The sequence below is a fragment of the Catellatospora sp. NPDC049609 genome (assembly GCF_040675365.1).
Taxonomy (GTDB): Bacteria; Actinomycetota; Actinomycetes; order Mycobacteriales; family Micromonosporaceae; genus Catellatospora.
Genome location: NZ_JBFAOU010000208.1, coordinates 1 through 13,006 on the forward strand (window position 1 = coordinate 1; position 13,006 = coordinate 13,006).

General features: G+C 69.9%; 11 protein-coding genes and 2 pseudogenes. 5 read left to right on the forward strand and 8 right to left on the reverse strand.

What is annotated here, in order from left to right; translation table 11 throughout:
* Positions 1 to 686: RNA-guided endonuclease TnpB family protein (locus AB0J67_RS34745; protein ID WP_363488917.1), on the forward strand; the 686-nt coding region annotated here is incomplete at its 5' end.
* Between the two features lie 7 nt (positions 687 to 693).
* Here AB0J67_RS34745 and AB0J67_RS34750 read toward each other — a convergent pair.
* The 5 genes from AB0J67_RS34750 to AB0J67_RS34770 all read right to left on the reverse strand — a co-directional run bounded on the left by AB0J67_RS34750 (position 694) and on the right by AB0J67_RS34770 (position 5,721).
* Positions 694 to 912, reverse strand: coding sequence for a cellulose binding domain-containing protein (locus AB0J67_RS34750; protein WP_363488919.1), 219 nt, complete (start codon positions 910 to 912; stop codon positions 694 to 696).
* Positions 913 to 1,203: 291 nt separating this feature from the next.
* Entirely contained in the window at positions 1,204 to 2,145 is a 942-nt protein-coding gene (locus tag AB0J67_RS34755; RefSeq protein WP_363488921.1) for a GNAT family N-acetyltransferase, read from the reverse strand.
* Positions 2,146 to 2,186: 41 nt separating this feature from the next.
* On the reverse strand, positions 2,187 to 3,824 hold the full coding sequence (locus AB0J67_RS34760) for an ABC-F family ATP-binding cassette domain-containing protein (protein ID WP_363488923.1): 1,638 nt from the start codon (positions 3,822 to 3,824) through the stop codon (positions 2,187 to 2,189).
* 74 nt (positions 3,825 to 3,898) lie between these two features.
* A complete protein-coding gene (locus tag AB0J67_RS34765) occupies positions 3,899 to 4,153 on the reverse strand; it encodes a UBP-type zinc finger domain-containing protein (protein WP_363488925.1) in 255 nt (84 codons plus the stop codon).
* A gap of 2 nt (positions 4,154 to 4,155) precedes the next feature.
* On the reverse strand, positions 4,156 to 5,721 hold the full coding sequence (locus AB0J67_RS34770) for a Na+/H+ antiporter (RefSeq protein ID WP_363488927.1): 1,566 nt from the start codon (positions 5,719 to 5,721) through the stop codon (positions 4,156 to 4,158).
* Between the two features lie 421 nt (positions 5,722 to 6,142).
* On the opposite strand from AB0J67_RS34770, the gene AB0J67_RS34775 reads away from it, so the two are divergent.
* Entirely contained in the window at positions 6,143 to 6,487 is a 345-nt protein-coding gene (locus AB0J67_RS34775; RefSeq protein WP_363488929.1) for a hypothetical protein, read from the forward strand.
* 76 nt (positions 6,488 to 6,563) lie between these two features.
* Positions 6,564 to 7,007, forward strand: a complete 444-nt coding sequence (locus AB0J67_RS34780; protein ID WP_363488931.1) for a serine hydrolase domain-containing protein — start codon at positions 6,564 to 6,566, stop codon at positions 7,005 to 7,007.
* A gap of 41 nt (positions 7,008 to 7,048) precedes the next feature.
* On the opposite strand, the pseudogene AB0J67_RS34785 reads toward AB0J67_RS34780, so the two are convergent.
* Positions 7,049 to 8,169, reverse strand: a pseudogene (locus AB0J67_RS34785) (IS630 family transposase).
* A gap of 179 nt (positions 8,170 to 8,348) precedes the next feature.
* Between AB0J67_RS34785 and AB0J67_RS34790 the strand changes: the two are divergent.
* Entirely contained in the window at positions 8,349 to 8,516 is a 168-nt protein-coding gene (locus AB0J67_RS34790) for a hypothetical protein (RefSeq protein ID WP_363488933.1), read from the forward strand.
* A gap of 705 nt (positions 8,517 to 9,221) precedes the next feature.
* Positions 9,222 to 9,845, forward strand: coding sequence for a transposase family protein (locus AB0J67_RS34795; protein ID WP_363488935.1), 624 nt, complete (start codon positions 9,222 to 9,224; stop codon positions 9,843 to 9,845).
* A 403-nt stretch (positions 9,846 to 10,248) separates the two neighbouring features.
* On the opposite strand, the gene AB0J67_RS34800 is transcribed toward AB0J67_RS34795, so the two are convergent.
* Positions 10,249 to 11,037, reverse strand: a complete 789-nt coding sequence (locus AB0J67_RS34800; RefSeq protein WP_363488937.1) for a GNAT family N-acetyltransferase — start codon at positions 11,035 to 11,037, stop codon at positions 10,249 to 10,251.
* 266 nt (positions 11,038 to 11,303) lie between these two features.
* Positions 11,304 to 11,846: pseudogene (locus AB0J67_RS34805) on the reverse strand (ISL3 family transposase); the annotation flags it as partial.
* Positions 11,847 to 13,006 lie beyond the last annotated feature (1,160 nt).

A 13,006-nucleotide genomic window follows, 5' to 3' on the forward strand; every position in this document is an offset into this window, starting at 1 on the left:
CCGGGCAGGTCGTGCCCAACCCCCGCCACCTGACCCACGCATCCGCGAGGCTGCGCAGCGCCGCCCGGACCCTGTCCAGGCGGCAGGGACCCGACCGGCGCACCGGACAGCGGCCCTCCCGCCGCTGGCAGCAGGCCAAGACCCGCCTGGCCGAAGCACACGCCCGGGTCGCGCACCTGCGCACCGACGGCCTGCACAAACTCACCTCGACCCTCGCCGCGACCTACGGCACGATCGTGGTCGAGAACCTCAACATCGCGGGCATGATGGCCAACCGGCGCCTGGCCCGGCACATCGCCGACGCCGGATGGGCCACCCTGCGCAGGCACCTGCAATACAAGACCACCTGGCACGGCGGGCGGCTGATCGTCGCCGACCGGTGGTTCGCCTCGTCGAAGACCTGTTCGTCCTGTAGCGGGGTGAGACCCAAGCTGGCGCTGCGGGAACGGACCTACACCTGCCAACACTGCGGGCTGTGCCTGGACCGTGATCTCAACGCCGCGCTCAACCTGCGGCAGTACGTCGCCCGGAGTGGCCGGGAGACGCAAAACGGCCGTGGAGCCGACCATAAGACCACCCCCGCGGTGGCAGGTGGCTGTGAAACGACCACCCCGCACCACCACCCCGGTGGGCAAGACGGGGACCGTCGGCCGGCAACGGCCGACTGCAACACGAGTGCTCACTAGAGAACACTCAATTGCAACGGAACGTCCACCGCAGCGTCCAGGCGGTGAGCGGGTCGCCGAGGTTGGTGACGGCGACGTTGGCGGTGAACACGCCGCCCCACTGGGACGCGACGGTGTAGGTGACCCGGCAGCCGCTGACGGCGGCGCCGCCGGGGGTGGCGACCAGGCTCCAGCCGGTCGCGGCGACGAGCGAGGTCAGGGCAGCACGTTTCCTTGATCTGAACACGAGGGACTCCGGGGGTGTACGGCGCGAGAGCGCGCGGACAGGTGCGGAACACGCGACGCGAGTGCCCGGTGTCGACGTCACATGTTCAATGCTGACCAGTCCCTACAATCAGGACGAGTCCGTGGGGGCTCCCGGACCCACCCTGAACGCCGAAAACCTTTTCGGCAAGCGCTGACCGCACGATGATCGCCGTTTCGACACCATGATCTGCAGTGGGACCGCAGATCATGGCACAGAACACCGATCATCCAACCCAGCCACCGCCGAGCCGAGCCGAGCCGATGCCACCCGTCAGGCCAGGTCGTAAACCGCGCTGGTCCAGGTGCCGACGGGGCGGAACCCGAGGGCCCGGTTGACCGCGAGCATGCCGGTGTTGGCGGCGGCGTTGGCGGTGTTGACCCAGGCCACGTCGGGCCGGTCGGCGGCGAGCCGGTGCAGCGACTCGACCTTGACCCAGGTGGCCAGGCCGCGCCTGCGGTGCGCCGCGAGGACGGTGGTCGCGTCGGTGCCCGCCCCTTCGCTCGGGGCGGACGGCACCACCATCTGGGTGTACGCCACCACGGCCCCGCCGCCGTCGACGATCGCCGTGACCCGCATCTCCACGCTGCGCCGGGCGGCCACGTCCTCCTGTGCCCGCACCGACTCCGGCGTCCAGCGCGGCCACTCGACGCCGTTCTCGATGGGCGCGTCCCGGATCGCGTTGCGGGTCTCGGCGTAGGACTCCAGCAGCCCGTCCGGGGTCGGTCCGACCCAGGTCACGGCACGGTAGCCGGGCACCGGAGCGGGGTCGGCGGCCACCGGCAGGCGCAGCAGCGAGCGGATGACGCTCTGCCCGGTCCGGGCGCCGTGCGCGGCGGCGAAGGCGGCCCCGGCGGCGTCGCCGTAGACCGCGGTCAGCACGGTGCGGTCCGCCGCGCGGGCCCGGTCCAGCGCGGCGGCGAACAGGGCCCGGCCGATGCCCCGGCGGCGGTGGCCGGGATCGACGTGCACCCGCACGAAGCCGGCGCCGTTGTCCGGGCGGAGGTCGAGCGCGGCCCATCCGACGACGGGATCCCCGGCGACGGCGCACCACTGCCGCCCGGGAAAGCGGGGCACCCGCAGCATCCCGACGCCCGTGGCGTCGTCCTCGATCGGGTCGTCGGGGTTGGCGAGCAGGTGGCCGGCGCGCCTGATGTCGTGCATGCGCAGCAGCAGCGCCTCGTCCGCGCTGGTGGGGTCGATCTCGACGATCATGCGGGGCACATTAGCTGACGAACCGGCTCGCCGCGGACCCGTCAGCTCGCGGTCACCCGCCCGGCTTCGACCGCGATCATCCGGTTGGTACGCACCGCCTGCAGCATCTGCCGGTCGTGGGTGACCAGCAGCAGCGTGCCGGTGTACGAGTCCAGCGCCTGTTCGAGCTGCTCGATCGCGGCCAGGTCGAGGTGGTTGGTGGGCTCGTCGAGCACCAGCAGGTTGACCCCGCCGGCCTGCAGCAGCGCCAGCGCGGCCCGGGTCCGCTCGCCCGGCGACAGGGTCGCGGCGGGGCGCAGCACGTGCGCGGCCCGCAGCCCGAACTTCGCCAGCAGGGTGCGCACCTCGCCGGGGGCCATCGCGGGCACCGCCGAGGCGAACGCGTCGACCAGCGGCTGGTGGCCGAGGAAGCGGCCCCGGGCCTGGTCGATCTCGCCGACGACCACGCCGGGGCCGAGCGCGGCGGTGCCGTCGGCGAGCGTGGCCCGGCCGAGCATCGCCCGTAGCAGGGTGGACTTGCCGGAGCCGTTGGGGCCGGTGATCGCGACCCGGTCGGCCCAGTCGATGCGCAGGTCGACCGGCCCGAGGGTGAAGTCGCCCTGGCGCACCACGGCCCGGTTGAGGGTGGCCACCACGGCGCCGGCGCGCGGGGCGGCGGCGATGTGCATGCGCAGCTCCCACTCCTTGCGCGGCTCCTCGACCTCCTCCATCCGCTCGATCAGGCGCTCGGTCTGCCGGGCCTTGGCGGCCTGCTTCTCGGTCGACTCGGTGCGGAACGCCTTGCCGATCTTGTCGTTGTCGGGGGACTTGCGGCGGGCGTTCTTGACGCCCTTCTCCATCCAGGCGCGCTGCATCCGGGCGCGGGCGAGCAGGTCGTCCTTCTTGTCGGCGTACTCCTCGTAGGCCTCGCGGGCGTGGCGGCGGGCCGTCTCGCGCTCCTGCAGGTAGGACGCGTAGCCGCCGCCGTACTGGCGCACCTGCTGCTGGGCCAGGTCCAGCTCCACGACGCGGGTGACGGTGCGGGCCAGGAACTCGCGGTCGTGGCTGACCAGCACGGTGCCCGCGCGCAGCTCGCCGACGAACCGCTCCAGCCGGTCCAGCCCGGCCAGGTCGAGGTCGTTGGTCGGCTCGTCCAGCAGGAAGATGTCATACCGGCTGAGCAGCAGCGACGCCATGCCCGCGCGGGCGGCCTGCCCGCCGGACAGGGCCGTCATCGGGTGATCGAGGTCGACGTCGAGGCCGAGCTCGGCGGCGATCGCCTCGGCGCGTTCGGGCAGGTCCGCACCGCCCAGGGCGAGCCAGCGCTCCAGCGCCTCGCCGTAGCGGTCGTCGGCGCCGTCGGCGCCCTCGGCGAGCTGCTCGGCGGCCAGGTCCATGGCGAGCTGGGCCTGGGTCACGCCGGTGCGCCGGGACAGGAAGTCGCGCACCGTCTCGGCGGGCCGGCGCTCGGGCTCCTGGGGCAGCAGGCCGACGTTGGCCGACGGTGGGTTCAGCGTGATGGCGCCCTGCTCGGCGGGGATCAGCCCGGCCAGCATCCGCAGCAGGGTGGACTTGCCGGCGCCGTTGACGCCGACCAGCCCGACGACGTCGCCCGGGGCGACGACCAGATCCAGGTCGCCGAAGAGGACGCGATCACCGTGCCCGGCGGTCAGGCCCCGGGCCACCAGGGTCGCGCTCACTTCTGCACCTCGCCGCGGTCGTCGGAGTTCACCCCGGAAGACTATCGGCCGGGCCGGTCACCGGGCCGGGGCGGTCAGCCGACCACCTCGTGCAGGTAGCACCAGCGCCAGTTCTCACCGGGCTCGAACGACTGGATGACCGGGTGCCCCACCGCGTGGAAGTGGGCGGTGGCGTGCTTGTTCGGTGAGGAGTCGCAGCAGCCGATGTGGCCGCAGCTCAGGCAGCGCCGCAGGTGCACCCAGCTGCTCCCCGTCGCCAGGCACTCCTCGCAGCCGGCGGCCTGCGGCGCCGGGTCGTCCGCGCGCTTGATGTCCTCGCAGGTGGTCATGCTCACTCCATCCGTTCCAGCATCGACTCTTCCAGGTCCATGTCGCGCTGCGCCCGGACCAGGACGTCCTCGGGGATCCGGCCGGCGTCGCGCGCGGACCGGAACACCTCCCGCTCGGCCTCAAGCATCTCCCGGCGCAGCCGTACGTACGCGGCGGATGGGGTTTCCCGTTCCCCGCCCAGCCGCTCCCAGACGGTGTTCGACCGCAGCTCGGTGAGGCTGCGCAGCTTGTCGACGACGTCCGGCGGGGCGCCGGCGGCGCTCGCCTCCAGGCGCTCGCGGGCGGCCCGGCTCGCGTGCTGCTGGGCCTGCGCCTCGGCCAGGATGTCGGCGGTCGGGTCGTCGCGCTGGACCCGCAGCCTGCGGGCCACCATGGGCAGGGTCATGCCCTGCAGCACCAGGGTGCCGACGATGACCGCGAAGGCCAGCCAGACGAACAGCGCGCGGGGATACGGCGTGTCCCCGGCCAGCGTCGCGGGCAGCGCCAGCGCGGTGGCCAGGGTGACCACGCCACGCATGCCGGCCCAGGCCAGCACCGTCGCGCCGGTGAAGTCCGGGCCGGTGCCCCGGTGCCGCATCCGGGGCACCAGCCGGGCCAGGAAGGTGGCCGGGTACATCCAGGCGAACCGCGTCGCGACCACGGTCACCAGCACCGCCGCGGTCAGCCCGATCACCTCCGCGGCGGGGGTGTCCAGCTCGGCGAGCACCTCCCGCAGGTTCAGCCCGACGAGCAGGAAGACCAGGCCCTCCAGCAGGAAGGTGACCATGCGCCAGAACGCGCCCATCTGCAGCCGGGACGCGGCCGACATCAGGGTCGGCAGGCGGTGGCCGAGGTAGAGGCCGGTCACGACGACGGCGACCACGGCCGAGGCGTGGATCGTCTCGGCGACGACGGTGACCGCGAACGGGGTGAGCAGGGAGATCGAGTTGTCGATCAGCGGGTCGCGGGTGCGCCGGTGCAGGAACGCCGCGGTCACCGCGCCCAGCGCGCCGACCAGGATGCCGCCGCCGGCCGCGGTCAGGATCTGCGAGCCCACGGCCAGCGGGCCGACGGCGAGCCCGACCGCGACCGTGCTGGCGACCCGGAACATCACCAGCGCGGTGGCGTCGTTGAGCAGGCTCTCACCCTCCAGGATGGTCACCAGCCGCCGGGGCAGCCCGATCCGCTTGGCCACCGCGGTCGCGGCGACCGCGTCGGGCGGGGCGACCACCGCGCCGAGCGCCAGGCAGATGGCGAGCGGCACCTGCGGCAGCAGCGCGTGGACGACCAGCCCGACCGCGACCGCCGTGAAGATCACCAGGCCGACCGCGAGCAGCAGGATGGCGCGCAGGTTCAGCCGGAAGGCCGGCACCGAGGTCTCCAGCGCGGCGACGTAGAGCAGCGGCGGCAGCACCCCGATGAGCACCAGCTCGGGTTCGAGCACGACGACCGGGAAGCCGGGCACCATCGCCAGGCACAGCCCCACGACCACCAGCACGATCGGGTTGAGCAGCCCGTACTTGCGCGACAGCGCGGACACCGCGACCACGACCACGGTCAGCACGACCGCCACCACGAGCGCATTCACGTCTCAGAGCCTAGGGTGCCGCCGGCGGTGGAACGCATATGTCTCCGGTCACCGCGCCCAGCGGGGCACTGCCGGGCATGAATCTTCCCTGGGGGCAGCACTTGACCTCGCGCTGACCAGCCGGAAGGTAAGAAAACCGTCCCGTATCGCGAGAAACATGCGTACCCACGCATGGGTTCATCCGATGTTCATCATTGCCTGCCGACCGGTCAGTCCGCACCGCGCCGCGCCCGGTTGTGGCCCGCGATGGGCGTTCTACCTGCCGGTCGGTAGGCAGGCTAAATGAACTCACCGTGAAAGGTGTGCTGACCGGCCGCCCGGCAAGGCGTTTGCCCAGGTCACAGCGTTGACCATGAGGGCCCGGCGGAGGTTTGATCGGCAGGTTCCGCGCAAGAGCCACCAACGGGAGGAGGGTGTTCCGATGCAGGAGACGGCTCGTGCCATCGGCCACCGGCTGCGGATGACGACGACCATGATCAGCCTGATGCTGTTCCTGATCGCCGGGCTCACCGTCATGGCACAACCCCAACGGGCGTCGGCCGCGCCGCTCACCGACCCGGTGTCGGTGTCCACGCAGGAGTCGGCCGCGTCCGCGATCGACGGCAACCGGCGCTGCTACAAGCAGGTCTACCGCTACAAGCACAAGTGGCACAAGAGGTGGGTGTGCAAGCACCACTACAAGAAGCACCACAAGAAGAACTACCACCACAAGAAGAACTGGCACCACAAGAAGGACTACAGCCACCACGGTGGATACCACCGCTGAGGGCGGCCCGTCCCCGGGCCGGCGGCCCCGACCGCCGGCCCCACCGCGCCCGGCGGAAGCTGGCACCATGACCGCCATGCCTGAACTGCTGCCGGCCACCAGCCGCGCCCTCCTGCACCGCCTCGCCACCGCCCAGGTGGAGGGGCGCGCCCCGTCCCTCGTCGGCGCCGGCGTCCGCGACGGCGCTCCGGCCTGGTCGGCCGGACGGGGCCTCGTCGACGGCGCTCCCCCGACCACGGACACGCAGTACCGCATCGGCTCGCTGACCAAGACCTTCGTCGCCGTGCTGGTGCTGCGGCTGCGCGACGAGGGCCGGCTCGACCTCGCCGACACCCTCGGCGCCCACCTCGGGCACGCCCCCGCCGGCACCGCCGGACTCACCGTCGCCCAGCTGCTCGCGCACACCGCCGGCATCGCCTCGGAGACCCCGGCGCCGTGGTGGGAGCGCACCGACGGCGGCGTACGCTCCGACCTGGCCGACATGGTGGACGCCGACCCGGTCAAGCACCGTTGCAATTGAGTGTTCTCTAGTGCTCTGGCCGCATACGTTCGCCGGGTTGGTCAGGCCGCTGCGGTGAGTGGGCGTCCGCCCCAGCGGATGCCCTTCTCACTGCGGACGCGGGCACGTTCACGGCGTTGGGCTGCCAGGACGTCGGGGTGGCGGGCGTTGGCGTTGCGCCAGCGCAGGTAGGCGTGCAGGGCTCGGGTCTGGGCGGTGTGGTTGCGGTGGTGGGAGTTGGCGATGGTGAACTGTCGCAGCGGGCCGAAGCGGGCCTCGATCGGGTTGGCCCCGGACGCGTAGGTTGGGGTGAAGCACAGCTCGACCCGGTGCTTCCTCGCCCAGTGGCGGATCGTTTCGCTCTTGTGGGCGGACAGGTTGTCCAGGATCACGTAGATGGGGGCGCCGTCGGGGCCGGCGGCGCGGATCGACTTCAGCGCGGCGAGGGTGTTGGCGGTGCCCTTGCGGCGGCGGTTGACGCCCCAGAGTTTGTCGTCGCCGAGCGAGTAGCAGCCGTGGAAGTAGCGGACGCCGTGGGTGCGGCGGTAGGTGGCCGGCAGCCGCTGCGGCCGGCTCTGCCCGGCCCAGCCCGCACCGGCGGTGGGCCTGATCCCCAGCGGCCCGAACTCGTCGAACGCGAAGACCCGCTCCGGGAGGCGGTCCAGGACCTCCTCGATCCGGTCGAGCTTGGCGTCGCGGTCGGGATCCGGGGACTCCTTCCACGTCTTGGTCCGCTGGAACGTGACACCGCGACGGGCCAGCAGACGGCGCAGGGCCTCGCGGCCGATGCGGATGACCCGCCCGTGGACCCGGCGCAGGTAGGCGGCGAGCTTGCGCAGTGACCAGCGGGTGAAGGGCTGGCCGAGCTTGGCCGGGCGGGTGGTGGCCGTCGTGACGACGAACTGTTCGTCGTCAGGACTGAGCAGGCGGGGACGGCCCCCCGCCCACTGAGGGTCCAGGCATGCCAGGCCGATCTCGTTGAACCGGTGGATCACGTCACGGACGGTGTCCTCGTCGGCTTGGACCAGTTGGGCGATGACGGGACCCGGTTGCCGCCGGCCGAGGCCAGCAGCATCATCGCCCGCCGGTAGCGCACCGAGCTGGTACTGCCCCGGCGCACAATCTGCTGCAGCTTCTGCCCTTCCTGGTCGGTCAACCTGCGTACACGGACAGGTTCGGCCACCTTGCCTCCAGCTGTCGGATCGGATGTATCGGGCTACATCCAATCGCGACAACCGCCAACCCGGCGAACCTTCCCGGTCACAGCACTAGTCGACGGCACGATCATCAGGTCCGCTGGACCGGAGCGCACAATCTCTGGTGGGTGCAATGCAAGCGCGCCTACGGCATCAATCGCAGGCCATGGCCGACGACACCGGCGACCTGTTGTGGATCTCCGACGGGCTGTCCGGCTCGACACGCGACCTGACCGCCCCGCGGCAGCACGGCATCGTCGACGCCGCAGTCCGCAACGGCCTGCAGTTTTGTGCCGACCGAGCAACCAGGGCGCAAGAGCGGGCAAGACGCTGATCCCTGCCGTGTCTGCGCACAACCTCCCCGAAACCTAACGACATCGACGCGGACAGGATGCCGTGAGCTCACTATCAGTACTTATCGATCTCGAAGTGCCGGGGACCCGGCATGAGTTTGCTGTCTGAAGCGGGCTGGAGTTCGTACGTCAGCATGCCCGTCCTCCGTCGGTGCTGCGCGCCTTCGGCCGTAGCCGGAGCGTCACGTGGTAGCCGTAGTCACGCTGCACATCCCGCCGGCGCTTGAAGGCTCCCCGCTACTGGGACGTCTGGCCACTGCATTCAGCACAGGACCACCCGACCAGCCAGAGCACGCGGGCCGGGGTCGGCGACGTCGATGACGTGCATGCCGATTCAGGGCGATGCTGCCGTGGTCGGCCCAGCCGCTCGCCGGCCCCCCAGATCCGGGGCCCACGTCGAGCGGTACCTGAAACAGATCAAGAAGCTGCTGGCTGCCTCCTCCAGCTGCCGCGCAGTGTCGGTGCGCCGCGTCAGCGCCGCCGCGGTGGCGGCGACGGCGGGGGCTCGGCGGCTGCGGGTCAGGGCGGCATCCGCGTCGACGTACCGGATCTGCCCGTACTCGAATGCGACCCGCGGCAATACGCAACCGGCCACGACCCCGACGAGGCCTTCGTCGGCTACCGTGACGCCGAGGTGGTGCGGCTGCGGCCGCGTGACGGCGAGGACTGTCTGGGGCCTGGGCCTGATGAGTGGCCGCGCGAGGGCCGCGTGCTGCACGTGGGCCACATCTTCCCGCGGCTTACCGCTCTGGAATCATGACGCGTGCTTGCCTACTGCGAGCAGCGCGCATTACGGCAGCCTCGACACGAAGCAGCATCCTGGACGGCACCATCATTGCCACCTTCCGGGTCCGCTGGACCGGCGAAGCACAAGCGCTGGTGGGTGCACCGCAAGCGCACGTACGGCGTCAACCTGCAGGCCTTGGCCCGGTGACACGGGCGACCGGTCGTGGATCTCCGACGGGCTGCCCGGCTCGACCCACGACCTGACCGCCGCCCGGCAGCACGGCGTCATAGACGCCGCGATCCGGCACGGCCTGCAGCTGTGGGCCGACCGCGGCTACCAGGGCGAAGCACCTACCTTGATCACCTCGGTCCGAGCGGGTAAGGACAAGCCCCTCATCCCGGCGGCCACGGCCTACAACCGCCGCCACGCCGCCGTCCGAGCCCCAGGCGAGCGTGGCTTCGCCACGCTCGAGTGCTGGCAGATCCTCACCCGCGTCCGCTGCACCAACAGCAAGACCGGCACCATCGCGCAGGCCATCCTGGCCCTACACCACCGAACATCGACACCGATCAGGATGAAATGACCTCAGTGAGTACGGCCAAACGACCAATCGGTAGCCGAACGTCGCTTGCGACGGGGAAACCGAGCGAATGCTGAAGCCTAAGCCACTCCGGCCAACACGATGGACGTACGACCCATCTTCATCACTCGTCGTTCCCGCTCTCGCTGGAGTGGTGGGCTGGCACAAGCAACAAACGCCTGATTCGGTAGGCGATGACCGCGCCGACAGTCCGTTGTCGTCAATGCCGTCCGGAAGTTCCTCCGGTTCATAAGCAAAGCCATCATCCCCGTAGCAACGTTCTCACATGTTCCGGCTCGACGAGGGTTTTCGTCCTCTTCCCATACAAGTCGGGTGAATGCTCATGTCGCTGCCGCTCGGATGAAGTCCGACGATATTCCGCACTCGAGACACGTCGGTTAGCCGATCACGTGACATCCTTCGAGAAAGTGTGCGCCACTGCAATTGTGCTGAACCCCAGTTGGGCGTAGTGGCTCTGGGGCCAGTCGTCGGCATCTGCTTCGAGGAATATGAGCCCACAGTTAGCTGCTTCCGCCCTCTTAACGGCGTGGGTAATCAGTGCGCGCGCTAGACCCTTATTGCGATGTTCCGGCCTGGTCTGGACGTCCTCAACCTGGGCGACACCCGAAGGTTTGTCGATGTAGAGATCGGCGTGTGCGATAACGTCACCACCGTCTCCGCGGATGCCGAGAAAGGCGACGTCTGTGGCAATGGCAAGCCGGGTGGTCCGACGCATTGCCAACTGCTCGACGACTTCTACTGAAGCTTCTGGCAAGCTCCTTCGCCATCCAGATCTGTCCACGTCCTGCAGTTCGGTAAGCGTGACCTGTTCCACGTGAACACCATCCGAAGCGCGTAACTGGGGCCGACTGTAATGCATGTAAACGCTTCGGCCATGCTCATATCCAGCGGCGGCGAATGTCGGCAGAACTTCATCGCCCAGCGATTCCTCGTGAACGACAACCATACGGTGCTCGCATCCGCCATCCCTCAGGGTGGCATCCAATTGGGCAAGAGTCCAGGACGTCGTGAACGGGCGCTGCAGTACAAACTTGTTGTGGTCATGGGAATGGCAGTATCTGCTATTGAATGAAGCAAATCCTATGGGTGTTTCGACAATCGACTCCGCCTGCCGGCGGATAGATGTCCGCTGAAATGCGATAATACGTTCAACGATCTTGCGTTCTGTGAACATGGGTCATCCCTTCGGCGCACTGCGTGTATCTACGTCACGCCCGGCCGAATGGTTCCTACCCGGTGCCGGTGTGTGTGCGACATGCACGTTTTGTCGGCTAGGTTCTTGTCGCGAGGGTGCCGCTCACGACCACGTCGCTCCATAGCGCCCGTTGTTGGCCGCTGCTACGACAGTGAAGCTACGCAGCGCGGCTTGGCGGACAAGCGGTCGCGCAGGCCGTAGCCTGTGGCAGTGCCTATTGAGGGCCACTTGACCGCCAATGACATGAGGTTCGCCGCTCGGGCGGCGATGATCCACGCGTCGAGTCGTTCGTTGTTGCCGTCTTGCGGTCGTAGCAGGTCGGCGAACGAGTTGATGAGTTCGGCGAGGTCGATCATCTCGGGGCAGGCGGCGGTGAGGTCGTCGCGGACGGTGCGCTGTTTGTCGGTGAGGCCGTCCGGGCGGGTGAGCATGAGTCGGGCGAGGCGGCGGGGCGAGATGGTCGGGCGGTCGCCTTCGGCTCGGCCCTGGGTGATGTAGCGGTAGAGCAGGTTGAGGCTGCCCCGGTAGCCCCGTCTTTTGATCTCCTCGAACAGGCGCAGCACGCTGACCGCGGGTTCGTCACTGCGGCGCTGCCGCAGGTGGTCGCGGTAGGGGTCGACCAGGGTGGGCCGGTGCTGCGGAGCGCGCTGCAGACGTTCGGGCTCGGCCACGCGTGCGTGGCGTTTGACGGTGTTGAGTGACAGGTTCGGCCTTCGTGCGCGTTCGAGCAGGCCGACCCGCTGCTGGAGGAGGTCGTGGACCTGGTGCCGGCGTTGCAGGGTGGTCCGTGGGCAAGGGCTCGACCACGCCGCCGACCTGCTCGCCAAGCACGGCGACGGCGGCGGGGTGGTGCCGACGGGCTGGAGCGGGTGGGCGCGCGTGACGTCGTCGACGAGCTCGACGACGGGCTGCGTACTTCACCGGGTTCGAGATCATCAGGCTGGGCCGTCCTGCGGCGGAACCGCCTTGGCCCAGCAGGCGCTGTGCGCGGCGGCCTCGGAGGTTGCGCAACGGCATCGTTTGACCGCGGGGTCTTGTGGGTGGCGTAGTTGTCCAGGAGCAGGTGCACGTCCGTGTCTGCTGGAACGGCGGCGTCGATGCGGCGCAGGACCGCAGGAACTCCTGCCGGTGGGGACGGCGGTGCAGCGATCCGACCACCGTCCCGGTGGCGACGTCGAGGGCGGCGATCAGGCTCGTAACCCCGCAGGCAGATAGTCCTGCGATCGCCGTTCGGGCAGACCAGGCTGCCGGGGCAGCACGGGGTGCGACCGGTCCAGGGCCTGGATCTGCGACTTCGCGTCCACGCGCAGCACCAGGGCCCGTTCCGGCGGGTCCAGTACAAGCCGACGACGTCGCGGACCTTGTCTACGAACAGCGCATCGGTCGAGAGCTCGAACGTCTCGGCACGCCAAGGCTGCAGGGCGAACGTGCGCCAGACCCACGACACGGTCGACTGCGACAGCCCCGTCGCCGCGGCCATGGAACGGATCGACCAGTGCGTGGCGTTGCGCGGCTGGATTGCAGGGCCGCCACCATGATCCGCTCGACGTCCGCGTCGCTGACCGTTCGAGGCCGGCCGGCCGCGGCTCGTCGAACAACCCGTCCAGCCCTGTCGACGACAAACCGCGCCCCGTCGGCAGCGACACCCCGAGCCGACGCGACACCTCACTGTTGGACAAGCCCTGCGCGCTGGTCAACACGATCCGCCCCCGCATCGCCAACGACTGCGCCGTCGTGCGCCTGCCCGCCAACGCCGCCAGCGCCTCGCGCTGGACCTCGTCAACTCCAGCAGCGCGAGCTTCGGCCGACGACCATCACCCACGCCGGAACCCGAACCGGCAGCAAACTACGGACTAACGATCTTGTGCGCAATAGTTGAGGTCGCGTGATGGGCCGCTCCGGGGCGTTTCACCAGGTGATGGTGCGGTCGGAGACCAGGGCGGCGACG

Bases quoted from the DNA above. Each gene is read 5' to 3' on its own strand.
- AB0J67_RS34800 (WP_363488937.1), bottom strand. From the start codon at position 11,037: ATGTTCACAGAACGCAAGATCGTTGAACGTATTATCGCATTTCAGCGG.
- AB0J67_RS34755 (WP_363488921.1), bottom strand. From the start codon at position 2,145: ATGATCGTCGAGATCGACCCCACCAGCGCGGACGAGGCGCTGCTGCTG.
- AB0J67_RS34795 (WP_363488935.1), top strand. From the start codon at position 9,222: ATGAGTGGCCGCGCGAGGGCCGCGTGCTGCACGTGGGCCACATCTTCC.
- AB0J67_RS34780 (WP_363488931.1), top strand. From the start codon at position 6,564: ATGCCTGAACTGCTGCCGGCCACCAGCCGCGCCCTCCTGCACCGCCTC.
- AB0J67_RS34775 (WP_363488929.1), top strand. From the start codon at position 6,143: ATGCAGGAGACGGCTCGTGCCATCGGCCACCGGCTGCGGATGACGACG.
- AB0J67_RS34765 (WP_363488925.1), bottom strand. From the start codon at position 4,153: ATGACCACCTGCGAGGACATCAAGCGCGCGGACGACCCGGCGCCGCAG.
- AB0J67_RS34790 (WP_363488933.1), top strand. From the start codon at position 8,349: ATGGCCGACGACACCGGCGACCTGTTGTGGATCTCCGACGGGCTGTCC.